23 protein-coding genes and 1 pseudogene are annotated in these 23,523 nt (G+C 70.9%); 9 read left to right on the top strand and 15 right to left on the bottom strand.

All coding sequences use genetic code 11. From position 1 onward, the window contains the following. Position 1 precedes the first annotated feature (1 nt). Positions 2-331, top strand: coding sequence for a hypothetical protein (locus tag AB0I52_RS07660; RefSeq protein ID WP_363069935.1), 330 nt, complete (start codon positions 2-4; stop codon positions 329-331). On the opposite strand, the gene AB0I52_RS07655 is transcribed toward AB0I52_RS07660, so the two are convergent. The 4 genes from AB0I52_RS07655 to tsaB are packed head-to-tail and all read right to left on the bottom strand — an operon-like array spanning position 276 to position 2,819. Next, on the bottom strand, positions 276-554 hold the full coding sequence (locus AB0I52_RS07655) for a hypothetical protein (protein WP_363069933.1): 279 nt from the start codon (positions 552-554) through the stop codon (positions 276-278). The two genes, AB0I52_RS07660 and AB0I52_RS07655, sit on opposite strands and share 56 nt — an antisense overlap. Then, positions 551-1,657 (bottom strand): tRNA (adenosine(37)-N6)-threonylcarbamoyltransferase complex transferase subunit TsaD, encoded by a 1,107-nt coding sequence (gene tsaD, locus AB0I52_RS07650; protein ID WP_363069931.1) that lies wholly within the window; start codon positions 1,655-1,657, stop codon positions 551-553. Before tsaD ends, AB0I52_RS07655 begins: the two co-directional genes overlap by 4 nt. Beyond that, entirely contained in the window at positions 1,657-2,175 is a 519-nt protein-coding gene (rimI, locus tag AB0I52_RS07645; protein ID WP_363069929.1) for a ribosomal protein S18-alanine N-acetyltransferase, read from the bottom strand. The genes tsaD and rimI overlap by 1 nt, the downstream gene beginning before the upstream one ends. Beyond that, complete coding sequence (gene tsaB, locus AB0I52_RS07640) at positions 2,172-2,819, bottom strand: tRNA (adenosine(37)-N6)-threonylcarbamoyltransferase complex dimerization subunit type 1 TsaB (RefSeq protein WP_363070189.1); 648 nt, start codon at positions 2,817-2,819, stop codon at positions 2,172-2,174. The genes rimI and tsaB overlap by 4 nt, the downstream gene beginning before the upstream one ends. A 187-nt stretch (positions 2,820-3,006) precedes the next feature. Between tsaB and AB0I52_RS07635 the strand changes: the two genes are divergently transcribed. Further along, the gene (locus AB0I52_RS07635) at positions 3,007-3,546 is read left to right on the top strand and encodes a hypothetical protein (protein WP_363069927.1); all 540 of its coding nucleotides are present in this window, start codon (positions 3,007-3,009) and stop codon (positions 3,544-3,546) included. A 119-nt stretch (positions 3,547-3,665) separates the two neighbouring features. Here AB0I52_RS07635 and AB0I52_RS07630 read toward each other — a convergent pair whose 3' ends face one another. The 8 genes from AB0I52_RS07630 to glmS form a co-directional block, all read right to left on the bottom strand. Continuing rightward, positions 3,666-3,842 (bottom strand): hypothetical protein, encoded by a 177-nt coding sequence (locus AB0I52_RS07630; RefSeq protein ID WP_363069925.1) that lies wholly within the window; start codon positions 3,840-3,842, stop codon positions 3,666-3,668. Between the two features lie 175 nt (positions 3,843-4,017). Next, positions 4,018-4,596: a tRNA (adenosine(37)-N6)-threonylcarbamoyltransferase complex ATPase subunit type 1 TsaE gene (gene tsaE, locus AB0I52_RS07625; protein ID WP_363069923.1), complete on the bottom strand. Its 579-nt coding sequence runs from the start codon at positions 4,594-4,596 to the stop codon at positions 4,018-4,020. After that, complete coding sequence (locus AB0I52_RS07620) at positions 4,565-5,815, bottom strand: alpha/beta hydrolase (protein ID WP_363069921.1); 1,251 nt, start codon at positions 5,813-5,815, stop codon at positions 4,565-4,567. Before AB0I52_RS07620 ends, tsaE begins: the two co-directional genes overlap by 32 nt. A gap of 175 nt (positions 5,816-5,990) precedes the next feature. Continuing rightward, complete coding sequence (gene alr / locus AB0I52_RS07615; RefSeq protein WP_363069919.1) at positions 5,991-7,157, bottom strand: alanine racemase; 1,167 nt, start codon at positions 7,155-7,157, stop codon at positions 5,991-5,993. Between the two features lie 74 nt (positions 7,158-7,231). Further along, positions 7,232-7,624, bottom strand: a complete 393-nt coding sequence (locus tag AB0I52_RS07610; protein WP_363069917.1) for a DUF488 family protein — start codon at positions 7,622-7,624, stop codon at positions 7,232-7,234. A 52-nt stretch (positions 7,625-7,676) separates the two neighbouring features. Further along, entirely contained in the window at positions 7,677-9,152 is a 1,476-nt protein-coding gene (locus AB0I52_RS07605; RefSeq protein WP_363069915.1) for an NAD(P)H-hydrate dehydratase, read from the bottom strand. 73 nt (positions 9,153-9,225) lie between these two features. After that, on the bottom strand, positions 9,226-9,594 hold the full coding sequence (locus AB0I52_RS07600) for a holo-ACP synthase (protein ID WP_363070187.1): 369 nt from the start codon (positions 9,592-9,594) through the stop codon (positions 9,226-9,228). Positions 9,595-9,635: 41 nt separating this feature from the next. Further along, complete coding sequence (gene glmS / locus AB0I52_RS07595; protein WP_363069913.1) at positions 9,636-11,483, bottom strand: glutamine--fructose-6-phosphate transaminase (isomerizing); 1,848 nt, start codon at positions 11,481-11,483, stop codon at positions 9,636-9,638. Between the two features lie 323 nt (positions 11,484-11,806). On the opposite strand from glmS, the gene AB0I52_RS07590 reads away from it, so the two are divergent. Further along, entirely contained in the window at positions 11,807-13,357 is a 1,551-nt protein-coding gene (locus tag AB0I52_RS07590) for an FMN-binding glutamate synthase family protein (RefSeq protein WP_363069911.1), read from the top strand. A gap of 167 nt (positions 13,358-13,524) precedes the next feature. Next, a complete protein-coding gene (locus tag AB0I52_RS07585) occupies positions 13,525-13,917 on the top strand; it encodes a DUF234 domain-containing protein (RefSeq protein WP_363069909.1) in 393 nt (130 codons plus the stop codon). A gap of 18 nt (positions 13,918-13,935) precedes the next feature. Here the strand turns inward: AB0I52_RS07585 and AB0I52_RS07580 are convergent, their stop codons facing one another. Together AB0I52_RS07580 and AB0I52_RS07575 are read right to left on the bottom strand one after the other, a co-directional pair. Next, complete coding sequence (locus tag AB0I52_RS07580) at positions 13,936-14,142, bottom strand: DUF397 domain-containing protein (protein ID WP_363069908.1); 207 nt, start codon at positions 14,140-14,142, stop codon at positions 13,936-13,938. Then, complete coding sequence (locus AB0I52_RS07575) at positions 14,139-14,990, bottom strand: helix-turn-helix transcriptional regulator (protein WP_363069906.1); 852 nt, start codon at positions 14,988-14,990, stop codon at positions 14,139-14,141. The genes AB0I52_RS07580 and AB0I52_RS07575 overlap by 4 nt, the downstream gene beginning before the upstream one ends. Positions 14,991-15,126: 136 nt before the next feature. On the opposite strand from AB0I52_RS07575, the gene AB0I52_RS07570 reads away from it, so the two are divergent. The 5 genes from AB0I52_RS07570 (at position 15,127) to AB0I52_RS07550 (ending at position 23,216) form a co-directional block, all read left to right on the top strand. Next, the gene (locus tag AB0I52_RS07570) at positions 15,127-15,546 is read left to right on the top strand and encodes an ATP-binding protein (protein ID WP_363069904.1); all 420 of its coding nucleotides are present in this window, start codon (positions 15,127-15,129) and stop codon (positions 15,544-15,546) included. A 442-nt stretch (positions 15,547-15,988) separates the two neighbouring features. Beyond that, a complete protein-coding gene (locus AB0I52_RS07565) occupies positions 15,989-16,795 on the top strand; it encodes a helix-turn-helix domain-containing protein (RefSeq protein WP_363069902.1) in 807 nt (268 codons plus the stop codon). A gap of 132 nt (positions 16,796-16,927) precedes the next feature. After that, a complete protein-coding gene (locus tag AB0I52_RS07560) occupies positions 16,928-17,488 on the top strand; it encodes a hypothetical protein (RefSeq protein WP_363069900.1) in 561 nt (186 codons plus the stop codon). Between the two features lie 599 nt (positions 17,489-18,087). After that, on the top strand, positions 18,088-22,959 hold the full coding sequence (locus tag AB0I52_RS07555; RefSeq protein ID WP_363069898.1) for a DUF6531 domain-containing protein: 4,872 nt from the start codon (positions 18,088-18,090) through the stop codon (positions 22,957-22,959). A gap of 2 nt (positions 22,960-22,961) precedes the next feature. Beyond that, positions 22,962-23,216 (top strand): hypothetical protein, encoded by a 255-nt coding sequence (locus AB0I52_RS07550; protein ID WP_363069896.1) that lies wholly within the window; start codon positions 22,962-22,964, stop codon positions 23,214-23,216. Positions 23,217-23,346: 130 nt separating this feature from the next. On the opposite strand, the pseudogene AB0I52_RS07545 reads toward AB0I52_RS07550, so the two are convergent. After that, positions 23,347-23,523, bottom strand: a pseudogene (locus AB0I52_RS07545) (alpha/beta hydrolase); the annotation flags it as partial.

Genomic DNA, 23,523 nt, shown 5'->3' with positions numbered 1-23,523 from the left:
GATGGTCGAGGAGATCATCGACTGCGCGCTCGCCTGCGGCCTGACCCCCGGGCAGGCGGTACGCGCCTACCGGACGATCCGGAGCTACGTCTACGGCGACCTGGTCTTCCGCCGGGCGGCCGACCGCCGGGCCGAACACCCGCCGTCCAAGCGGTACTTCCCCGACGTGGTCACCGACGCGGACGCGGCGGAGCTGCCCCGCCTCACCGCGATCAAGGACGACTGGCGGGCGTACGCCGCCTACTACGACGTGGTGGACGAGCTCGACGCGATCGTCACCGGTCTGCTGACCCGAGGGACTCGAAGCGCCAGCGGTGCACCGGCCGGGTGACGAGCCCCGCGTCCGGCTCGGGCAGCTCCGGCAGCTCGTCGCCGTACGCGCCCTCCCACCAGGTGATGACCAGGACCCGGTCCTGCGGGGCGCGCAGCAGCTCGCTGCGCAGCGGCGGCCGGGCCAGCTCGCCCGCACGGGCCCGCGCCCACGCCAGCAGCTCCGCGCCCCGGCCGTCGGTGGCGCGGGCCTCCCACATCAGGGCGACCGTCGTACCGCTCATGAGTAGAGGTTGTCCTTGCTGATCTCGTGCACGTGATCGTGCGAGTGCGCGTGGCCGTGGGCGCCCGGTACGTGCGTCTCGGTCACCGGCAGCGAGGAGTCGGCCGACAGCTCCAGGTCGGAGGCCGGCCGGTTGCGGGCCACCATCTCCGCGCCCAGTGCCGCGACCATCGCGCCGTTGTCGGTGCACAGTCCCGGCCGGGGCACCCGCAGCCGGATACCGGCGCGCTCGCAGCGCTCCTGGGCGAGTGCCCGCAGCCGCGAGTTGGCCGCGACCCCGCCGCCGATCATCAGGTGGTCGACGCCCTCGTCCTTGCAGGCGCGGACGGCCTTGCGGGTGAGCACGTCCACCACGGCCTCCTGGAAGGACGCCGCCACGTCCCGTACCGGCACCTCCTCGCCGGCCGCGCGCTTCGCCTCGATCCAGCGGGCGACGGAGGTCTTCAGGCCGGAGAAGGAGAAGTCGTACGCGGGGTCGCGCGAGCCGCTCAGACCGCGCGGGAACGCTATGGCCTTCGGATCGCCCTCCTTCGCGAGACGGTCGATGACCGGGCCGCCGGGGAAGCCGAGGTGCAGCACCCGGGCGATCTTGTCGAAGGCCTCGCCCGCCGCGTCGTCGATGGTCGCGCCCAGCGGCCGTACGTCGTTGGTGATGTCCGGCGCCAGCAGCAGCGAGGAGTGCCCGCCGCTGACCAGCAGCGCCATGGTCGGCTCGGGCAGCGGGCCGTGCTCCAGCTGGTCGACGCAGATGTGCGAGGCCAGGTGGTTCACCCCGTACAGCGGCTTGTTCAGCGCGTACGCGTACGCCTTCGCCGCCGAGACGCCGACGAGCAGGGCGCCCGCCAGTCCCGGACCGGCGGTGACGGAGATGCCGTCGAGGTCGCGGCCGCTGACCCCGGCCTCCTTCAGGGCGCGTTCGATGGTCGGGACCATGGCCTCCAGATGTGCGCGGGAGGCGATCTCCGGGACGACGCCGCCGAAGCGCGCGTGCGTGTCGACGCTGGAGGCGACGGCGTCGGCGAGCAGCGTCGTCCCGCGGACGATGCCGACGCCGGTCTCGTCGCAGGAGGTCTCGATGCCGAGTACGAGCGGTTCGTCAGCCATCAGTCAGTCTCTGTCTCTTGTACGGGTGCCTGTACGTCTTCTTCGTGCACGTGCAGGCGCATGACGAGCGCGTCGATGTTGCCCGGCTGGTAGTAGCCGCGGCGGAAGCCGATCGGTTCGAAGCCGAAGCGCTCGTACAGCTTCTGCGCCCGGGTGTTGTCGACCCGGACCTCAAGGAGCACCTCGGCGCACTCGAAGGCCGTGGCGTGCTTCAGCAGATCGGTCAGCAGCTCGGAGCCGAGGCCGCCGCCCCAGTGGTCGCGGGAGACGGCGATCGTCTGTACGTCGGCGAGGTCGCCGGCCGCCGCCAGTCCCGCGTACCCGACGATCCGGCCGGTGACCGGGTCCTCGGCGACCACGTAGCGGCGGGTGGCCTGCGGGCCGCGGGCGTACGCCAGCTCGGACCAGAACATGCCGGGTGACCAGGCGTCGTCCGGGAACAGCTCGTGTTCGAGGCCGAGCACGGGGTCGATGTCCCACCAGCGCATCTCGCGCAGCACAGCGGTCGCGGTGGTCACTTCGGGGTGACCACCTTGTAGTTCTTCGGAACCTGCGCGTCGGGCCTGCGGAGGTAGAGCGGCTGCGGCGGCAGCAGGCCGGCGCCCGCGGCGAGGCGCTCGGCGGCGAGGGCGGCCAGGGCGCCGGCCGCGACGTGCTCGGGGCCGCGCGCGTCCGGGAACGCGTCGGGGTAGAGCACCGCGCCCGCGCCGACCACGGGGACCCCGGCGAGCTCGGCCGCGATGTCGGCGGGCCGGTCGACGGCGGGTTCACCGGTCCGGGTGCGGGGGTCCTCGTACCGCGCCCAGTAGACCTCCTTGCGGCGGGCATCCGTCGCGACGGCGAACGGTCCCTCCAGGCCGGCCTGTCCGGCGGCGTACGCGAGGCCGTCCAGGGTGCACAGCCCGTGCACGGGCACGGACAGCGCCGACCCGAACGTCGCGGCCGTCACCAGGCCGACCCGCAGTCCGGTGTACGGGCCGGGGCCGACGCCCACGACCACGTCCGTCACGGCGTCGAGCTTCACCCCGGCGGCGGCGAGGACCCGGTCGACGGCGGGCAGCAGCAGCTCCCCGTGCCTCCGGGCGTCGACCTGACCGGACTCGGCGACGACACGGGTCCCGTCGTACAGGGCGACGGTGACGGCAGGGGTGGCGGTATCCATAGCGAGCAAGAGCACGCAAACAGCCTACGGCTCCGGCGCGGGGGGCGACCGCGCCCCGTACGGCGTCCCGGTACCGGGGGGCACGGCTGCTACCGTCACCGGGTATACGCGGAGTACGTGTAAACGCTTGTACGACAACCCAACGGCGAAAGAGGCGCGCACGGTGGCAAGGGGCAGCTCAGGAATCGTGGCCGCGCTCACCGCGGCGGCCGTAGCCGTGGTCGGTCTCCTGGCGTACCAGGCATCGGCGAACGTCCCCGACACAGTCGCCCCCAAGCCGAAGGCGTCCTCCAGCAGCACGCCCCCCGGGGCGGGCCACGCCAAGCCGAAGCCGAAGAAGGACCCGCTCGCGGTGCCGGCCTCCTCGGGCACGGGGATGCGGGTGGTGTACGCGCTGGACGACCGGCGGGTGTGGCTGGTCGACGCGAAGGGCAAGTCGACGCGGACCTTCACGGTCATGCCGAGCGCGGTGAGCGCGCTTCCGGGGACGTACCAGGTCACCTCGCGCTCCGGCACCGTCACCGGCTCCGACGGGGTACCGATCGAGCACGTGGTGCGGTTCGCGACGACCGGCGACGTGGCCATCGGCTTCAGCGCCGCGCAGGACGGCTCGATGGAGAGCCCGGACCCGACCCTGAAGGCGGGCGGCGTACGGATGTCCCGTGCGAACGGCGACGCGGTGTGGACGTTCGCCACGGTCGGCGCGAAGGTGGTCGTGATCCCGTAGGACGGGTCAAATCAGCCCGTCCGGCGATTGAGGACGTCTTTGGGCTCAAGCGGCACCGGCCCGGGGTTCCGTCCTCAAACGCCGGACAGGCTGAACGTGCCGGACCGGCTTGATGTGCGTCAGGCGCGGTCAGGGGCCGAGGGCGTGCCCTCTCGTGGCGCGGCAGCCACCGCCGCGCCCGGCCGCTCCACACCCGGCGGCGTGGACACCGCGATCGCCGCCGCCCCCGCGGCCAGCAGATCCCGCATCGATACCGCCCGCGGCGGCTGCCGCACTTCGTGCTCGGATGTCGGCATGGACGCCTCCTGGGACTCCGGTGGAAGGCACGGTTAGGCAGACCTAACCTGCTCTCGCCCTCCATGTCACCACGCCCGCCCCGCCGCGCGCAACAATTTGCCGACACCGTGTCGGAAAGCGGGTGCGCGGGCCCGGAGATCACCCGGAGATCACCCGGAGATCACTCGACGCCTCTTACGCCTCACCAGGCCCGTTGTCCTCGTCCACCACCCACGGCGCCCACGGCGCGAGCCGCAGGCCCGCCCAGCGTGCGCCCACGCCCACCAGCGTCACCGCGCGCCGCTCGTCGTCCGTGTCACCGACCGCGCGGTCGATGAGCACCCGCAGCCGGTCGTCCGCCAGCTCCTCGACCTTGCCGTCGCCCCACTCGACGACCACCACCGAATCCGGCAGCGACACATCGAGGTCCAGGTCCTCCATCTCGTCGAGCCCGCCGCCCAGGCGGTACGCGTCGACGTGGACGAGCGCCGGGCCGTCGCCGAGCGCCGGGTGGACGCGGGCGATCACGAACGTGGGGGACGTGACGGCGCCACGCACCCCCAGGCCCTCGCCGAGGCCGCGGGTCAGGGTGGTCTTCCCGGCGCCGAGCTCGCCGGTGAGCATCACGAGGTCGCCGGGGCGCAGCACACCGGCGAGCCGGCGGCCCAGGGCCCGCATCTGTTCGGGGGACTCGACGGCCAGGTTCACGGTGACGGTGCCCGGCCCGGCGCCCTCGGCGACCTCAGCCGCCGGGCTGTTCTGCGGTGCTTCCATGCCCGCCAACGTTAGAGGATTCCGGTACGGCCCCCGCCCGCACCAACAGGTCGGCCAGCCGGTCCGTCACCGTCTCCGGGTGCTCCAGCATCACGAGGTGGCCGGCGTCCGGAACGATGACCAGCTCCGCGTCGGGCAGCTGGTCCGCGATCGCCTCGCTGTGCGAGCTGGGGGTCACCAGGTCCTTGTCGCCCGCCAGGATCAGCACCGGGACCTCGCGGAACAGGGGCAGCGCGGCGGTCTTGTCGTACTCGGTGAAGGCCGGGTAGAACTCCGCGACCACATCGATCGGCGTGGACTCGATGAGCCGCTCGGCGAATCGTTCGACCGCCGGGTCCACGTCCCGCGAACCGAACGAGTACCGCTTGATCAGCCCCGCGAACAGATCCGCGGTCGCCCGTCTCCCCCGCTCCACCAGCTCCGCCTGCGAGCCGAGCGCCTTCAGCACCCCGGGCAGCACGCGCCGTACCGCGTTCACGCCCGCCACCGGCAGCCCGAAGCTGACCTCGCCGAGCTTCCCGCTCGACGTGCCGACGAAGGCGACGGCGGCGACCCGGTCGCGGAACAGGGCCGGGTACTGGTCGGCGAGCGCCATCATCGTCATGCCGCCCATGGAGTGCCCGACCAGCACCAGGGGACCCTCGGGCGCGGCCGCGTCGATCACGGCCTTGAGGTCGCGGCCGAGCTGGTCGATGCCGACGTGGACGCCCTGCGCCTGCGCCCGGCCGCGCTCCGAGCGGCCGTGGCTGCGCTGGTCCCAGTGGACCGTGCGCACGAGGCCGCGCAGGGCCGCGCGCTGGAAGTGCCAGGAGTCCTGGCTGAGGCAGTAGCCGTGGCTGAAGACGACCGTGACGGGGGCGGGGGCCTTGCGCCCGAAGAGCCGGCGCCTGCGCGGACCGGCCGCGGTGCCGGGGGGCGTGCCGCCCGTGCCGGTGCCGCCGCCGGGTTCGACCTCGTCGATCTCGTAGTACAGCTCGGTGCCGTCGTCGGCCGCGGCCCGGCCCGGCAGCCCGCGCAGCGAGCCGTACGGGCCGGTGGCGTCCAGTGCCAGCCTGGCCCGTTTCCGCATCCCGCGGCCGACCGTCAGCCGCTCGACCGCGACACCGGCGGCCGCGCCCGCCGCGATCACGCCTATGGCGGCCCCGGCGATCCCCGCCCGGCGCCAGCCGACCGTCGAAGCGGCCGTCGCCATCGCGTCCCCCGCGCTGATCTCGCTCACCGTGCCGCGCTCCTCGTGGGTCGTGTCCGTCAGGTCAGGGCTGGTCGAACAGGTCGGAACGGGTCAGAACTGGTCCAGTCCGATCCAGTCCAGTCCGATCCAGTCCGATCCGGTCCGGTCCGTTCCGGTCTTCCGATCATGCTCTGATCGTGCCCGGTCAGGAACGCTTCCTCGTTCAGGACCCGGCCGACTTGCCGTCCGCCGTCCCGTCCCGGTAGACGCGCGGCACCCGGCCGCCGATCCGGGTGACGATCTCGTACGCGATCGTGTCCGCCGCCCGCGCCCAGTCCTCGGCGCTCGGCTCGCCCCGGTCCCCCGGGCCGAACAGCACGGCGTCGCTGCCCTCCTCGACCACGTCCCCGTCGAGGTCGACGACGAACTGGTCCATGGCCACCCGGCCCGCGACCGTCCGGCGGACGCCGCCGACCAGGACCGGGCCGCGGCCCGACGCATGGCGCGGGATGCCGTCCGCGTACCCCACCGGCACCAGGCCGAGCGTGGTCTCCCGGGACGTCGTGCAGTGGTGCCCGTAGCTGATGCCGTGCCCGGCCGGCACCCGCTTGACCAGGGCGACCGACGCGGCGAGCGTCATCACCGGACGCAGCCCGAAGCCCGCCGGGGTGCCCAGCTCCGGGCTGGGCGAGATGCCGTACATGGCGATCCCGGTCCGCACCAGGTCGAAGTGCGAATCGGGGACGGTCAGCGTCGCCGGGGAGTTGGCGATGTGCCGGACCTCGGGCTCGGCACCGGCCTTCTCGGCGTACGCCACCATGTCGCGGAACGCGTCCAGCTGGGCGGCGATGGAGGGGTGTCCGGGCTCGTCCGCGCAGGCGAAGTGGGACCAGAGGCCGGTGATCCGGACGGTGCCCGCCTCCTCGGCGGTGCGGGCGGCGGCGACGAGCTCGGGCCAGTCGGCGGGCTGGCAGCCGTTGCGCCCGAGACCGGTGTCGGCCTTGAGCTGGATACGGGCGGGGCGGCCCGCCTCGGCGGCCGCCGCGGTGACCTCGCGCAGCGCCCACATAGCGCTCACCGAGACGTCGACATCGGCCTCGATCGCCTCGCGCCAGGGCCCGCCGGGCGTCCACAGCCAGCACATCACCCGGCCGCCGAGCCCCGCCGCGCGCAGGGCGAGCGCCTCCTGCGGGGTGGCGGTGCCCAGCCAGGTGGCGCCCGCTTCCAGCGCGGCACGGGCGCAGGGCACCGCGCCGTGTCCGTACGCGTCGGATTTGACGACGGCCATGAGCTGCGCGCCGGACGCTCGGGCACGCAGAACGCGCACATTGGCGCGGAGTGCGGCGAGGTCGATCTCGGCACGGGCTCTCAAGGACGCTGTCTCGTTCATCGCGCCCAGTGTCTCAGAGCCGTACGGCACGGCCCCCCGGCCGCCGGTCGCGGCAGGGCGCGCCGCCGCTCCCGTCAGCCGTGGTGCAGCTCGTGTTCCAGGTGGTCGACGAGGACCGGTACATGGCTGTGCGGGACGTCCTTGACGGCCGTGACCAGCGTCACCGGGCCACCGTCGCGGACCAGTGCGACGAGTTCGCCGACGGCGGCGGTGTGCGCGGGATCGGTCAGTTCGGCGCGGTAGCGGTCGACGAAGTCGTCGTAACGGGTGCCGGAGCGGTCCTCGTGGTACCAGGAGCGCAGCTCCTTCGACGGGGTGAGGTCCTTGAGCCACTTGTCGATCGCGGCGCGCTCCTTGGCGACCCCGCGCGGCCAGAGCCGGTCGATCAGGACGCGGGTGCCGTCGCCGTCCTCCTGTGCGTCGTACACCCGGCGTACGCGCACGTCACCGTCACCGTTGCTGCCCACGACCGCTCACTCCCTCGCTGTCGCTGTCCCCCGCCTCCGCTCCCAGCATCGCTCAGGCCCGTACGTCCCGCCAGGCCGCCCGGATCGCCTCCGCGACGTCCTGCGCGGCGACCGGGGAGCCGTCCGAGGCGTGCCGGGCCGCGAGGCCGTGGAGGTGGGCGCCGACGGACGCGGCGTCGCGCGGGGCGAGGCCGGCGGCGAGCAGCGAGCCGGTCAGGCCGGAGAGCACGTCACCGCTGCCCGCGGTGGCCAGCCAGGAGGTGCCGGTCGGGTTGACCCGCACGGGGGTGCGCGGGGCGTCGGTGGCGACCAGCGTCGTCGAACCCTTGAGCAGGACCGTCGCACGGTACCGGGAGGCGAGTTCGCGTACGGCGTCGAGCCGCCCCGCCTCGACCTCCTCGCGGGGGACGCCGAGCAGCGCGGCGGCCTCCCCGGCGTGCGGGGTGAGGACGGTGGGGGCGGTGCGCGCCCGTACGGCTGCGGCGTCCAGCAGCCGCAGCCCGTCCGCGTCGACCAGCACCGGGACGTCCGCGGCCAGCACGTCGGAGACCGCCTCGACGGCGTCGGTGCCGTCCCCGAGCCCCGGCCCGACGACCCAGGCCTGCACCCGCCCGGCCTTCGACGGCGGGCCCGCGTGGACCAGGGTCTCCGGGTGCCGCGCGATGACCGCGTCCGCCCCCGGACCGACGTACCGCACCGCGCCGGCCCCGCCGCGCAGCGCCCCGGAGACGGCCAGCACCGCGGCGCCCGGATAGCGTGCCGACCCGGCGACGATGCCGACGACGCCGCGCCGGTACTTGTCGCTCTCGGCGCCCGGTACGGGCAGCAGCGCGGCCACGTCCGCGTACTGGAGCGCCTCCAGTCCGGGCACGTCCGGCAGTTCGGCGCCCAGCCCGATGTCGACGAGGTGCACCGCCCCCGCCCGTTCGGCGGCCGGGTCGATGAGCAGCCCCGGCTTGTACGCCCCGAAGGTGACGGTCACGTCGGCGCGGACCGCGTCGCCCCGCACCTCACCGGTGTCGGCCTCGACACCGCTCGGCAGGTCGACGGCGACGACGGGCGCCCCGTGTGCCGCGTACTGCTCCACCAGTGCGGCTGCCGCCGGGCGCAGTCCGCCGCGCCCGCCGATGCCGGTGATGCCGTCGACGACGAGGTCGACCCGGCGGCCCCAGTCGCGGTGCCGGCCCTGCGCCGGGCTCGCGTCGGCGTCCACCACCCGTCCGCCCGCCGCGCGCAGCGCCGCGCTCCCGTCCTCGTGGGCCCGGCCGGGCGAGACCCGTACGGCCAGCACACCGGCCCCGCGCCGGGCGAGCCGGGCGCCCGCGTACAGCGCGTCGCCGCCGTTGTCGCCGCTGCCGACGAGGAGGACGACGCGGGACCCGTAGACCCGGCCGCCGCGCCGCAGCACATCGATGCAGACGGCGGCGAGCCCGGCGGCGGCGCGCTGCATCAGCGCGCCCTCCGGAAGCCGTGCCATGAGGGCCTGTTCGGCGGCCCGTACGGTCGAGACGCTGTACGCAGTACGCATGGCTCCAACGTACGCAGACATCCCCGCCCTCGGCACGCGGACGGGCGGGCCGAAAGCCGGACCGGGCCCCCGCTCACCCCTCCGCGATCACCACGGCCGACGCGATCCCCGCGTCATGGCTGAGCGACACGTGCCACTGCCGCACGCCCAGTTCGGCGGCGCGCGCGGCGACCGTGCCGCTCACCCGCAGCCGGGGCTGCCCGGTCTCCTCGACGTACACCTCGGCATCCGTCCACAGCAGCCCGCCGGGCGCGCCGAGCGCCTTGGCGAGGGCCTCCTTGGCGGCGAACCGGGCGGCCAGCGAGGCGATCCCGCGCCGCTCGCCGCCGGGCAGCAGCAACTCGCTCTCCAGGAAGAGGCGTTGGGCCAGTTGCGGCGTACGTTCCAGCGCCGCGTCGAACCGTTCGATCTCCGCCACGTCGATCCCGACCCCGATGATCACGTACGTCCCCTCACAACTGCCCACTCACTTCATTGCACGTTTCATTCCACGGTGACGGACTTCGCCAGGTTGCGCGGCTGGTCCACCTCGTTGCCGCGGGCCGTGGCCAGCTCGCAGGCGAAGACCTGCAAGGGCACGGTCGCGACCAGCGGCTGAAGCAGCGTAGGCGTTGCGGGAATCCGGATGAGGTGGTCGGCGTACGGGACGACCGCCTCGTCGCCCTCCTCGGCGATGACGACGGTGAGCGCGCCGCGGGCCCGGATCTCCTGGATGTTCGACACGATCTTGCCGTGCAGCACGGAGCGCCCGCGCGGCGACGGCACCACCACGACGACCGGGAGGCCCTCCTCGATCAGGGCGATCGGCCCGTGCTTGAGCTCACCGGCGGCGAACCCCTCGGCGTGCATGTACGCGAGTTCCTTGAGCTTCAACGCGCCTTCCAGCGCGACCGGGTAGCCGACGTGCCGGCCGAGGAACAGCACGGTGTCGTGGCACGCCAGGGAGCGGGCCAGCGCGCGCACCGGCTCCATGGTCTCCAGGACCCGCTGGACCTCGCCGGAGATCTCGGAGAGCTGGCGGATGACGGTACGGATCTCGTCGCCCCACTTGGTCCCGCGGACCTGGCCGAGGTACAGGGCGACGAGGTAGCAGGCGACGAGCTGGGTGAGGAACGCCTTGGTCGAGGCGACGGCGACCTCGGGACCGGCGTGCGTGTAGAGGACTGCGTCGGACTCGCGCGGGATGCTGGACCCGTTGGTGTTGCAGATGGCGAGGACCTTCGCGCCCTGCTCGCGGGCGTGCCGCAGCGCCATCAGGGTGTCCATCGTCTCGCCGGACTGCGAGATCGCGATGACGAGGGTGCGCTGGTCCAGGATCGGGTCCCGGTAGCGGAACTCGCTGGCCAGCTCGGTCTCGCAGGAGATCCGGGTCCAGTGCTCGATGGCGTACTTGGCGATCATCCCGGCGTGGAACGCGGTCCCGCAGGCGACGATCACCACCTTGTCGACCTCGCGGAGCTCCGCCCGGGTGATCCGCACCTCGTCGAGGTGGAGCGTCCCCTCCGGGTCGATCCGGCCGAGGAGGGTGTCGGTGACGGCCTTCGGCTGATCGGCGATCTCCTTGAGCATGAAGGAGGGGTAGCCGCCCTTCTCGGCGGCGGACGCGTCCCAGTCCACGTGGTACGGAAGCACCTCGGCGGGCCGCCCGTCGAACCCGGTGACGAGCACCCCCTCCCGGCGCAGCTCCACCACCTGGTCCTGGCCCAGCTCGATCGCGGACCGGGTGTGCGCGATGAATGCGGCGACGTCGGAGGCGAGGAACGCCTCGCCCTCCCCCACGCCCACCACGAGCGGCGAGTTCCGCCGGGCCCCGACCACCACGTCGGGCGCGTCCGCGAACACGGCGACGAGGGTGAACGCCCCGTCGAGCCGCCGGCAGACCTGCCGCATCGCCTCGGCCGGGTCCGCGCCGCCGGAGTACGCCTCGGCGAGGAGGTGGGCGACGACCTCGGTGTCGGTCTCGGAGATCAGGTCATGGCCGCGCCCGGTCAGCTCGGCGCGCAGGGCGGCGAAGTTCTCGATGATCCCGTTGTGGACGACGGCGACGCGGCCGGCGTTGTCGAGGTGCGGGTGGGCGTTGACGTCTGTGGGCCCGCCGTGGGTGGCCCAGCGGGTGTGGCCGAGCCCGGCGTTTCCGGTCGGCAGCGGTCGCTCGACCAGCAGCTTCTCCAGATTGACGAGTTTCCCGGCCTTCTTCGCGGCGGCCAGCCCGCCATCGGCGAGGACGGCGATCCCGGCGGAGTCGTACCCCCGGTACTCCAGACGCTTGAGGCCCGCGACGACGACGTCCTGCGCCGACTGCCCACCGATGTATCCGATGATTCCGCACATACCAGCCCCTTTGTTGTCATCCGCCAGTTTTCTTCGCATATTCGCAGAAGGTGCGGGGGGTGGCAGGGAGGACGGCGTCGGCCGGGGAATGCGGCGCCACGGCCCGGCGCCGGAGCGGGCCGCCGCCCCGGAGGACCTTGCCGGGCCGGCCCCGCCCGACGACCCTGATCCCGTGCCTACGCACGCGGGCTTCTAATATCAATTCCGGCTGTTCTCCGGCGGATGCCGACGCCCGCCTGGTCGTGCCCGCCGCCCAACAGCGACACGACACGACGACGGCCACCCCATGGCGGTGGAGTCGAGCATCGAGGAGAGGAACGTTCATGCGTGCCCGGAACATCGTTGCCGCCACCGCGACAGCATTGGCGCTGGTGGGCGCCCGCGACCTCATCCAGAAGAAGCACGCACTGCTCCGGAACTTCCCGGTGGTCGGGCACGCCCGGTACCTGTTGGAGACGATCGGGCCGGAGCTGCGGCAGTACATCGTGACCTCCAACGACGAGGAGCGCCCGTTCAGCCGCGCCCAGCGCACCTGGATCTACGCGTCGGCGAAGGGGGAGAACAACTACTTCGGGTTCGGAACCGACAACGACATCGAGCACGTGCAGGGGCACGCGTACGTGAAGCAGCGCACGTTCGCCGGACTGCTCCCCGACGTGCATGACCCGCAGGCCCCGCTGCCGTCGGCCAAGGTGCTGGGCGGGCCGCGCGGGCGGGCCAAGGCGTTCCGGCCGGCGAGCGTGGTGAACATCTCGGCGATGAGCTTCGGATCGCTCTCCGGTGCGGCGATCACGGCTCTCAACAAGGGGGCGGCACTGGCCGGCACGATGCACAACACGGGCGAGGGTGGCCTCTCGCCGTACCACCGCAATGGCGGCGACCTCATACTTCAGCTCGGTACGAGCTACTTCGGCTGCCGCAACGAGGACGGCAGCTTCAACCTCGACAAGCTCTTGGACGTGGTCGCCGGCGCCCCGGTCAAGGCGATCGAGATCAAGCTCTCCCAGGGCGCCAAGCCAGGGCTGGGCGGGTTGCTCCCGGGCGCGAAGGTGACCCCGGAGATCGCCGAGATCCGTGGCATCCCGGTCGGCGAGGACTGCGCCTCCCCGTCGCGGCACACCGCGTTCAGCGATGTCGACTCGATGCTCGACTTCGTCGAACTGCTCGCCACCGAGACCGGTCTGCCGGTCGGGGTCAAGAGCGCGGTGGGAGAGATGGGGTTCTGGCAGGAGCTGGCCACGCTGATGGCGCACGGCGACCGTGGCGTGGACTTCGTGACCGTCGACGGCGGCGAGGGCGGCACCGGGGCGGCACCATTGATCTTCGCCGACTCGGTGTCACTGCCGTTCCGGATGGGCTTCTCCCGGGTCTACGGCACCTTCGCCGAGCTGGGGCTGACCGACGACCTGACCTTCATCGCCTCCGGCAAGCTCGGCCTGCCCGAGAACGCCGTGGTCGCCTTCGCGCTGGGCGCCGACATGATCAACGTGGCGCGTGAGGCGATGCTGTCGATCGGCTGTATCCAGGCGCAGAAGTGTCACACCGACAAGTGCCCCACCGGCATCGCCACCCAGAACCCGCGGCTGGCCCGCGGCCTCGACCCGACCTCGAAGGCCACCCGGGCCGCTGTCTACCTGCGCACCCTGCGTATGGAGCTGATGAAGGTCTCGGCGGCCGTCGGCGTCGCTCACCCGGCCTTCATCACGGCCAACGACATCGAGATCCTGAACGGCGACTACGACGCCCGCACCCTGTCCGGTGTCTACGGCTACAAGGACGGCTGGGGCGAGCTGGGCCCGCAGGTCGCCGATGAGATCACCGCGTTGCTCACCACCCGGTCGAAGGCGGCCTTCGAGCAGGGACCGGCCGCCTGAGACGCCGGCAGTGGACCTGAACGGCTCCTGAAGGGGCGATTCCGTTCCTGCGGCCGAGCAGCAAAGTAGGAACCATTCATACTTTGAACCGTTCCTACTTTACCGCCTGCCTCAGGAGAGCCCGTGGCCTTCACCGGACGCAGCCGTGAGCTGCGCATTCTCGGAACATGGCTGGAGCGCGTCACTTCGGGGACAGGGGACGCGCGGTGGAACCGGTGATCAGGGAGTCACTCGCCCGCCGGGTACCGGACGGCCTCTTCCCCGAGGCGACCGAGGTCGGCGGCTGGTGGAACCGTCAGAACAACCCGGAGGTCGACCTCATCGGCGCCGACACCCAGCCGGTGGCGCGCCGGGTCGCCTTCGTGGGGTCGGTGAAGTGGCGCGACGAGACGCCGTTCGGGGCAACGGACCTGGCCGGACTCGTCGCGTCAGCACAGCAGGTGCCGGGTGCGCAGGACGCGGCCCTGGTCGCGGTCAGCCGCCGGCCCCCGACGGGAGCGGCGGCCGAGGGGCTGGCCGCGCACTGGGGGCCGGAGGCCGTGATCGCCGCGTGGCGGTGACGCCGGGCGGCGCTGTCTTCAGTTGGCCGACGCGTACGAGACGAAGTCCGCCCAGGCGCCCGGGGCGAAGCCGAGTTCGGGGCCGGGGATGTTCTTGGAGTCGCGGACGTGGACGGCGGTGGGGGCAGTGGCTACCTCGACGCACGAGGGGCCGTCGTTGGTGCTGTAGCTGCTCTTGAACCAGGTCAGTTCGGAAGGGCTTCCGACCGAGGGCTTCGCAGTCATGTCTCTCCCAGCAGTTTTTCGATGAAGATGCGTGAGAGCCGAGGCGTGAGTGCCTGGGCCCGGGTCAGGCCGTACCGCATCTCAAGGATTTGGACTTCCTTGGGATCGCTGATCAGCCGACTGGTGAGCTGAACTTCGTTGAGCCCCACAGCCGTGCCGTCACTCAGCTTAAACACCCGATGAGGGCCGCCCAAGCCCGCGTGCTCCTCGGTCTCGGTCGGCATCACCTGGATCTCGACATGCCTCAACATGCTCAGTTCTAGCAGGTGTTCGAGCTGCTGACGCAACACCATTTTCCCGCCCGTGGGGCGCCTGAGCGTGGCCTCTTCCTGCACGAAGGTCAGCAGCGGGGCGGGCCGACGCGCGAAGATCGCCTGCCGGGCCAACCGCGCGGCCACAAGCTGGTCGACCTGTTCCTCGGTGAACGCCGGGCGCCGCTCCCCGTAGAGGGCGCGGGCATACGACTCCGTCTGGAGCAGCCCGTCAATCACACCAGCCGCAAACGAGCCCAGCTCGACCGCACCGGCCTCCAACTTGGCCAGATCGCGGACCTTCTTCGGATACCGCGCCTCCGCGACGTCCCGCTTCATCGCGGCGATCTTGCCGTTCGCGCCCAGGGCCTTGTCCGCCCGGTCCAGGAACTCCGGCTTGGGAATCCGGGTGCCGGTCTCCACCTTGTAGACCAGGTTCTCGCCGTACCCGATCGCCTCGCCCAGTTCTGCGGCGCGCAGGTTCGCCGCCTCCCGCCAGAGCCGGATCTGCCGGCCGACCACGGCCATCACGGCCCCGGACTCGTCCTCGGGGTCAACAGCCCAATCCGGTCCGTCCACCACGTCGTTGCCACTCATGCGCCATCCGCCTCCACCCGTTCGCGGCGCTCCGGCGCTGTACGGCGTGGACAGGCCCGTACGACCGCTGGACAGTCACCGTCCGTATACGTGTCACTGCTTTTCAGCGTAGCGACGGACGGCCACGCTGAGTGACGTGAACCGAGAAATCACCCAACCGCGTGCACGCAGCGGCCAATTCGCCGTGCAGCTTTCCGCGACCCGCAGGGGCGCCCGGCTCGCCCGGCTGCTGGCGACCGAACAGCTCCGTTCCTGGGGACTGCCGTTGGACGACGCGAGCCAGGTCATCGCCGAGCTGGCGTCGAACGCGGCGCTGCACGGTTACGTACCGGGGCGGGACTTCCGCATCCTGCTGACGGTAACCGGGGACACGCTCCGCATCGAGGTGGCTGACGCACGCGGGGAGCGGCTGCCCCGCGTGCTGGAGCAGTCCGAGACGTACGAGTCCGGGCGGGGGCTCCTCCTCGTCGAGGCGCTGGCCACGCGCTGGGGCGTCCGGCACGGGCCGTTCCCCCGGAAAACGGTCTGGGCGGAGATCTCCCTCACCGGATCGTAACGAGCGCGACGCGGCCGGCTACGACCCGGTGGGGCGCGTCCCGGCCGGCCGCGACGCGGCGGCCCACGACGTAAAAGGCTTTTAAGTCCTTTGGGAAGAAGAAACTCGCAAACCAAACCCGACCCAACCCATCCCGGCGGACCTCAGCAGGCCCCCGCGCGCCCACGGGGGCGCCCGTCACTCACACGGGTGAGGTTGGCCAACTGGGCTGGCTTTCGCCCGGGTTGCCTGGCATATGCTCGCGAAACCAACTTCAGACATTGAGACGGCCCCCGCCGGGACTGACATCCCGAGCGAGGGCCTGACCACCACGGAAGAAAGACGCTTCCCGATGGATAGCCAGCAGATTATCGCGCCCTCGCGCGCCCCGTCAGGCACCCGGCCAGGCACCCCGTCCGGCATCCGGACCGGCGCCCGGTCCGGCGGTGTCTTACACGTCAACGTGCGCCACACCAGCCACTTCACGGTCGTGGGCAACCACCTGGCACAGCACCAGGATCTCTCACTCGTCGCGATCGGGCTCGCCACCCACATCCAGTCGCTGCCCGCCGGGGCGAAGGTCGGCATCAAGTTCCTGGTCGAGCGCTTCCCGGAGAGCGAGGCCCGCATCGCCGAGGCACTGCGCGAACTCGAAGAGAACGGCTACCTGAGGCGCGACCGCGAACGCCTGGCCAGCGGCCGCGTGATCACGCGCACGACGTCGTACAACCAGCCGTGTACGCAGGCGGTCGGCCCGCCCGCACCGACTCCGGCTCCCGCGCCCACTCCTGCACCCACTCCAGCCCGTGTTCCGGCTCGGGTCCCGGCCCCGGCTCCGGCCCCAGTTGCCCCACCAGCCCCCGTACCCGTACCCGTACCCACCCTCCCCCAGCCGCAGGCACTCACCCCGGACCTGCACCGACGTGCCTCGACGATCCTGCTCGGGCTGCGGCGAGAAGCTCCCGTACTCGTCCTCTCCGACAAGGACATCCGTAGCCTCACCCCCGCCGTCGCGACCTGGCTCGAACGCGACGCCGTCCCCGCAACGATCACCCGGGCCCTGACGACGGACCTGCCCGTCCCCCTGAAGTACCCGGCCAAGCTGCTCGCGCACCGGCTGAACACACTGCTCCCGGCCTCCGTCCCGCCCGCACCGTTCTCCCCTCCCCCGGTGCCGCTCCAGAACTGCGACGACTGCGACCGCGCGTTCAGAGCACCCGAGCCCGGCAGGTGCGGCGAGTGCCTCGCGGAGTCGTCCGTCACCGCGTAGAGGCGATGGCTGCCCTGTTCCCGGGCCGAAGACTGCCGGACCCAGGCAGTGTGCGGAGGCTTGCCGCACCTGCATGCTGATGGCTGCCGACAGAGACGGGGGCCATCAGTGGCAGCGAACACAATCCGCGCCGTGACGCGTGCACGCATGGGATCGGCCCTGGCGGTGACGGTCCTCCTGCTGCCTTTCGGCGGCTACGGGCTGGCCAGGGCGGGGCTGGTCCCGGACGGAACGCCGATCGCGCTCGGCCTGCTGTCGCTGATCGCCGGTGGCGTCCTCCTGCCCGCCCTGTGCGAGGAGCGGGCCCCGTTCCGGCACTCTTCGTCGCACCTGATCGCGCGCACCTTGACCGGCGAACGGTCCGTCGACCTCAACCGGATCACCACCGTCCGGCTGCTGACGACCTTCTCGTACGGCAGCGCGTACCGGACCCTGCTGGTCCGCGACGCCGACGGGGTGGCGCTGGGCATCACGACCGAAAGAAGCCGCAGAAAGCTGCGCCGAGCGATAGAGAAGGCCGACGCGAACGCCGCGCGAGGCGCCGCCGGACCCCGTGTGAGCCGCGCGGCTCGGGCACATCTGGGCCTTGCCCCAGGGCGCGGGCTGGTAGGCCACACGGTTCTCGCCCTTCTGGTTCTGACGGTGTCCGCGAGCCTCTACGTGGTGGTCGTGCTCCGACTCGGCGGGCGGTAGGACGAAATCTCACGTGCCTGACGGCTACCCGAGACGGTTCGGGCCGGACCTGCCGGGACGGCTCCCGCCACGGCGCCCGCATCGGCGGCGGGCCGGGCGAAGACCCAGCTCGCCAAGGTGGTCTCATAACTGATCTGAGCAGCGAGCTGGTCATTCGCTTCGCGAGGCGGACGTTCGAGATGCGGTTTTGCGTCGCATTCCCCGCCCGGTCTTGAACCCACCGACCTCCTCAACCTAGCCTACCCACACACATGAATGTGCGTATGCAAATTAATGGTGGGGGTTGGCACGTGGCGTTCTGGATGGCGGCAGCATCGGTGTGGTGCGTGCTGCAGTTACTCCTGCTCACCTGGCCGGTGCGTGCGGTTCGATGGCCCACCGTTTTCCTGGCCTTTGGAGTGGGCGCATACGGCAGCGGCGTCGCATCGGTGTTGGTCGAGGTCTTCGTCGCACAGCGCTTGGCGGGCTCCCGGGAGAGTTCGCTCCACGACGTGTTGGACACAGTGATGTGGACTACGGCCCCGGCGTCCGAAGAGCTGTTGAAGCTGGCACCACTCGCGCTGGCCGCCTGGACTTTACGTCGGCGAATGCAGTGGGGTATGGCGGACTTCGTCGTACTGGGTGGCGCCATCGGGGCCGGCTTCGGTCTGTTGGAGGCGGTTGCTCAGTACGCGCTGGCACCGGACGCGGTGGTGCGTGGCATCGACGGCGGCTGGATGGTGGGAAGCGGCTTCTCGGCGCCGTTCGTCGCAGGGTTCCCGGAGTTCCTCGGACATTGGTTTCCCTCTCCGGTGGGCACAGTCGCGCTCGGCAGTTTCGACATGAGCATCACAGCCGGGCACCACGTGGTGTGGTCGGCACTCGGAGGCCTCGGGGTGGGGCTATTCCTGCTCGGGCACTCGTGGTGGGCGCGACTGATCGGACTCGTGCCGGCCATGCTGGCGATCGGGCAGCACATGGTGGTCAATTACGCGGCCGCCCGGCAGGGGGCGGACGGCTGGCCGCAGGAATGGTACGACCGGCTGGAAGGAGCTGGCTGGTGGACCGTGCTGATCTGCATCGCTCTGGCCGTGATCTGGGACATCCGTGCGGGACGTCGGGGCAAGCAGCTGGAGCCGGTTGTCCGGCTCGCGATGGAACGGAATGGAAGTTCGGCCGGTGCCGCACTGCTGAACTTCGCACTGCTGCGCCTGCCCTGGACTCCGGTGGTCGCGCTGGGTTACGCCCGCCGACGGCGTGCGCTGCTGTACTCCGCAAGCCACCCACGGACCCGCTCCGAACAACTGCCGGCTCTGCGTGAGCTGGTCACCGGTCAGACGGGGCGCATGGATGCCGCTTCGAGTGAGGCTGCCTGGAGAGGCATCGGCGGCCGGCAGGTCTGGCAGAGGATTCGTGCCCGGTCGGGGCGCTGGCCATGGTGGGAAAAGGTTCTGCTGGTAGTCGGCGCGCTCCTGCTTGTCCCCGCCGGTGTGCTGATGGCGGTGCGGGCTTTTCCCTGGGCGCAGGACTGGGAGGACTCCTTCGCCACCAGCACCGGCTGGCATCTGCTGGTCGCCACAGCTCTGGCCGGACTACTTCTCGGACTGATCCGTCTGGTCCTCGCGATCCGCGGGCTACGTGCCGCACGCCTGGAGACACTGGCCGAGGCGCAGGCTGCGTCCGTGCTGCGCGTGGTGACACTGACGGGATCCCTTGTCGCCGGTGGCCTGCTGTGGTCACTCTCAAGCAATTTCGGTCCGGAGGGAGGCGTATTCGACCAGTACAAGACCGCCACCTTCCTCCTGGAAAAGATTGTCCAGTTGGCCCCCGCCCTGTTGATGGCGTTGCTGATGTTCGCCGGCCCCTTCGGTATGCCGTTGGAACTCCTGCTGGGCGAGTCGATCGCCGGCGACCTACTGATGATGGCGGGCTCGCGTCTGCTTGCCCCAGTGGCTGAGCGGATCGCGGTCAGGGTGGCCGAACGTGAAGCGATGGCGTGGGCACGCAATGCGGCCAGGCGCGGGCGGGGACTCTTCACACGCGCCCGGGACCGAATACGCCACGGCCGCACCGACCCCGTGGACCTGGCAACCGGGCGGATGTTCCTCCCGCTGACCGACATCGAACTGCCCGGAGTACTGCCCCTGGTGTTCACGAGGCGCGCCGACTCCGGCTACCGAGGCGGTCGCTGGTTCGGGCCCGGCTGGTCCTCCACGGCCGACCAACGTCTTGAGTTCGACGAGCAGGGCGTCGTCTTCTTCACCGAGGATGGGCTGCTCCTCACCTACCCACACTCCGCTGCAGGTATTGAAGTGCTGCCCGAGGACGGCCCACGCCGCCCGCTGCTGAGGGCAGCCGACGGCACCTACACGGTCACCGAACCGGACACCGGTCACGTCCGCACGTTTACCCCGCACGGCCACGGCCCGGCGCTGCTGACGGACCTGACCGACCGCAACGGCAACCGCATCACGTTCACCTACGCACTCGACGGCACCCCCCTCGAAATCCAGCACAGCGGTGGCTACCGGCTCCGCCTCACCACCACCGACGGCCGGATCACCGCCCTGCATCTGGCCGGGACCAGGGCGATGGCGTACGGCTACACCGCCGGCCACCTCACCGAAACAGTCAACTCCTCGGGCCTGCCTCTGCGGTTCACGTACGACGCCGAAGGCCGGATCACCTCGTGGACCGACACGAACAGCCGCTCCTACTCGTACGCCTACGACGACCGGGACCGGGTGACCGCCGAGGGCGGAGAGGGCGGGCACTACACCTTCCGCTTCACCTACGAGGGCACCGATCCCGACTTCCAAGGCCTGTGCGTCACCACACTGACCTCGCCGGAAGGGGCCGTCAGCCGGTATCTGATCGACGACCGTCATCAGGTCGTCGGCGAGATCGACCCGACCGGTGCGGTGACCCGTACCGCGTACGACGACGCGGGGCGCACGATCGCGCAGACCGACGGGCTCGGCCGCACCACCGGCTTCCGCCATGACGGGCACGGCCACCTGACCGGGGTGCTCCGCCCGGACGGTACCGAGATCGCGGCCACGCTCGACGAGCACGGCAACCCGCTCCGGATCACCGACCCGGCCGGTGCCGTCTGGCAGCAGAGCTTCGACCCGACGGGCCATCGCACCAGCCTCACCGACCCACTGGGCCGGGTCACCCGCTCCACGTACACCGCGAACGGCGCCCTGATCGCCGTCACCGATCCACTGGGCGCGACCACCCGCATCCGCTGCGACGCGGCCGGGCTCCCCACGGAGGTCACCGACCCGCTGGGCGCCACGGCCTACTACCGACGCGACCTCTTCGGCCGCGTGGCCACCGCCATCGACCCCCTGGGCGCCACCACCGCGTTCACCTGGTCGGTGGAGGGCCATCTCCTGCACCGCAGTGGCCCGGACGGGGCCACGGAGTCATGGACGTACGACGGGGAGGGCAACCGCACCACCCACACCGACGAACTCGGCCGGGTCACCCGCTACGAGTACACCCACTTCGACCTGCTCAGCGCGCGGACCGACCCCGACGGCGCCCGCTACGCCTTCACCCACGACGCCGAGGCCCGCCTCACCCAGGTCACCAACTCCCAGGGTCTGACCTGGAACTACGTGTACGACCCGGCCGGCCGTCTGCGGTCCGAGACCGACTTCGACGACCGCACGCTGACCTACGCCCACGACCAGGCGGGCCAACTCACCGCACAAACCGACCCGCTCGGCCAGGTCACCCACTTCACCCACGACCCGCTCGGTCGCGTCCTCACCAAGGAGGCTGCCGGTCAACGCACCACCTACCGCTGGACGCCCACCGGCGACCTCCTCCAGGCGACTGGAGCGGGGGCGGACCTGATCCGCGCCTACGACCCGACGGGCCGGTTGCTCTCGGAGACGGTCAACGGCCGCACGCTGCGCATGAGCTACGACCCCGCAGGCAACCTGACACACAGGGAGACACCTGCCGGGTCCCTGTCCGTTTACACACACGACCTCGCGGGACAGCGCACAGCCCTGACCACGTCCGGCCGCACCCTCACCCACCGACTCGATCCGGCCGGCCGTGAAACCGCGCGCTCCTGGAACGGTGCGCTTTCTCTCGCCCAGGACCGGGACACAGCCGGGCGTATCACCGCCCAGACGTACGCGACCACAGCCCCGCTCCTGCACCACTCCCACACCTGGCGCTCCGACGGCAGTCTCACCGCCACCGACGACACCCACTACACCCTCGACACCGCCGGCCGCGTCACCCACATCCAGGCCACCACCTGGCAGGAGTCCTACGCCTACGACCAGGCGGGCAACCAGACGCAGGCCGCCTGGCCCGAGGCGTTTCCCCACTCCGAAGCCACCGGCACCCGCACCTACACCGGCACCCGCATCGATACCGCGGGCAGCGTCCGCTACGAGTACGACGCCGCCGGGCGCACCACGCTCCGCCAGAAGACCCGTCTCTCCAGGAAGCCCGACACCTGGCACTACACCTGGGACACCGAGGACCACCTCACCCACGTCACCACCCCTGACGGCACCACCTGGCGCTACACCTATGACCCCCTGGGCCGCCGCACCTCCAAACAACGCCTGGCCCACGACTCGGCGGTCGCCGACGAAACAACCTTCACCTGGCACGGCAACACGCTCATTGAACAGACCACCACATCCACGGACTGGCCCGGCCGCGAAACTCTCACCTGGGAGCACGACGCCTCGGGACTCACCCCCCTCACCCAGACCACCCACTACACCCCCGCAGCCGACACCCCACAGTCCGAGACCGACACCCGCTTCCACGCGATCATCACCGACCTCATCGGCACCCCCACCCACCTCGTCGACGAATCCGGCCACATCGCCTGGCACGCCCACGCCACCCTCTGGGGCACCACCACCTGGAACCCCGACGCCACCGCCTACACCCCACTCCGCTTCCCCGGCCAATACCACGACCTGGAAACCGGCCACCACTACAACCTCCACCGCCACTACGACCCCGAAACAGCCCGCTACCTCACCCCGGACCCACTGGGCCTGACGCCGGCGCCCAACCCGGTTGCATACGTCCACAACCCGCATACCTGGGCCGATCCGCTGGGGCTCGCGCCGGACTACCCGCGTCCGGGGCCCAGCCGACCCGGGCCTGGACCTCGCGGGCTTCCCGCAGCGGGAACAATCTCACCAAGGGCAGTGCGTTTTAGTCAGGACAGCATCAGCGAAAGATTCAAGAACGGAAAGAGCATCGATGACGTTATCGAGGATCTGCGGCATGGACGGGTCACCACAGACGAGTTTCCAGCGATTCGAGTATTCGAGCGCAATGGGAGTATCTACACTCTCGACAATCGAAGGCTCCACGTTTTCCAGGAGGCTGGCGTTGACATAAAATTCGCGAGAGCCACACCTCAGGAAATCCAGAACGAAGGCTGGAAATTCACCACTAGAAACGATGGAAGTTCCATCAACGTGAGGCGTAGATAATCATGGAAATTTCCGACGGGACAGAAAATGTTCAGCGTCGCGACGATCTTGTCACTTTCCTGCGTTCAGCCGCTGACGACTTGTCAAAGAATCCAGAACGCTGGGAGAACAGCTCCCTTGAGAGTTTTCTGGCTGCATGGGCCGCCTGGCTGGACGATATGCCGGGATGGTACGAGAATCGCGGCATTCCCGTACCAGAGCAGCCGGACTGGCAACTGATTGCCCATATGGTTATGGCCGCTCGCGTCTACGAGTGAAACGGCCCCATCATCCACATCAAGCGATGAAGACACCGGCAGGGTCGCGGGAATCTTTCAGTCGGATAGTGCGGGGTATCCCTTCTCATCTTGAGGGTGTGCGCTATCGCCCCCGCAGCCACGCCTCGGACAGCGCGGCCCGCTCCCGCTCGTCGTGCGCGGTGCGCGGCCGGTCGCCGTGACCGGGCGCGTCGATGACGGCGACATGGAAACCGCAGTGGTTCACGAGACGGTGGGCGCGGCCCGTCATCGCCGGGTGCTTCTTGTGCTTGGCGCCGTCGTGGCCGATCAGGACCAGGGGCGCGCG

Origin of the sequence: Streptomyces sp. NPDC050423 (genome assembly GCF_040655445.1) — a bacterium.
GTDB lineage: Bacteria > Actinomycetota > Actinomycetes > Streptomycetales > Streptomycetaceae > Streptomyces.
This window is presented reverse-complemented; position numbering and strand designations above follow the sequence as displayed.

Coding starts and splice junctions, on each gene's coding strand:
- AB0I52_RS07660 (WP_363069935.1), top strand. CDS start 2: ATGGTCGAGGAGATCATCGACTGCGCGCTCGCCTGCGGCCTGACCCCC.
- AB0I52_RS07655 (WP_363069933.1), bottom strand. CDS start 554: ATGAGCGGTACGACGGTCGCCCTGATGTGGGAGGCCCGCGCCACCGAC.
- tsaD (WP_363069931.1), bottom strand. CDS start 1,657: ATGGCTGACGAACCGCTCGTACTCGGCATCGAGACCTCCTGCGACGAG.
- tsaB (WP_363070189.1), bottom strand. CDS start 2,819: ATGGATACCGCCACCCCTGCCGTCACCGTCGCCCTGTACGACGGGACC.
- AB0I52_RS07630 (WP_363069925.1), bottom strand. CDS start 3,842: ATGCCGACATCCGAGCACGAAGTGCGGCAGCCGCCGCGGGCGGTATCG.
- tsaE (WP_363069923.1), bottom strand. CDS start 4,596: ATGGAAGCACCGCAGAACAGCCCGGCGGCTGAGGTCGCCGAGGGCGCC.
- alr (WP_363069919.1), bottom strand. CDS start 7,157: ATGAACGAGACAGCGTCCTTGAGAGCCCGTGCCGAGATCGACCTCGCC.
- AB0I52_RS07605 (WP_363069915.1), bottom strand. CDS start 9,152: ATGCGTACTGCGTACAGCGTCTCGACCGTACGGGCCGCCGAACAGGCC.
- glmS (WP_363069913.1), bottom strand. CDS start 11,483: ATGTGCGGAATCATCGGATACATCGGTGGGCAGTCGGCGCAGGACGTC.
- AB0I52_RS07590 (WP_363069911.1), top strand. CDS start 11,807: ATGCGTGCCCGGAACATCGTTGCCGCCACCGCGACAGCATTGGCGCTG.
- AB0I52_RS07585 (WP_363069909.1), top strand. CDS start 13,525: ATGGCTGGAGCGCGTCACTTCGGGGACAGGGGACGCGCGGTGGAACCG.
- AB0I52_RS07580 (WP_363069908.1), bottom strand. CDS start 14,142: ATGACTGCGAAGCCCTCGGTCGGAAGCCCTTCCGAACTGACCTGGTTC.
- AB0I52_RS07575 (WP_363069906.1), bottom strand. CDS start 14,990: ATGAGTGGCAACGACGTGGTGGACGGACCGGATTGGGCTGTTGACCCC.
- AB0I52_RS07555 (WP_363069898.1), top strand. CDS start 18,088: ATGGCGGACTTCGTCGTACTGGGTGGCGCCATCGGGGCCGGCTTCGGT.
- AB0I52_RS07550 (WP_363069896.1), top strand. CDS start 22,962: ATGGAAATTTCCGACGGGACAGAAAATGTTCAGCGTCGCGACGATCTT.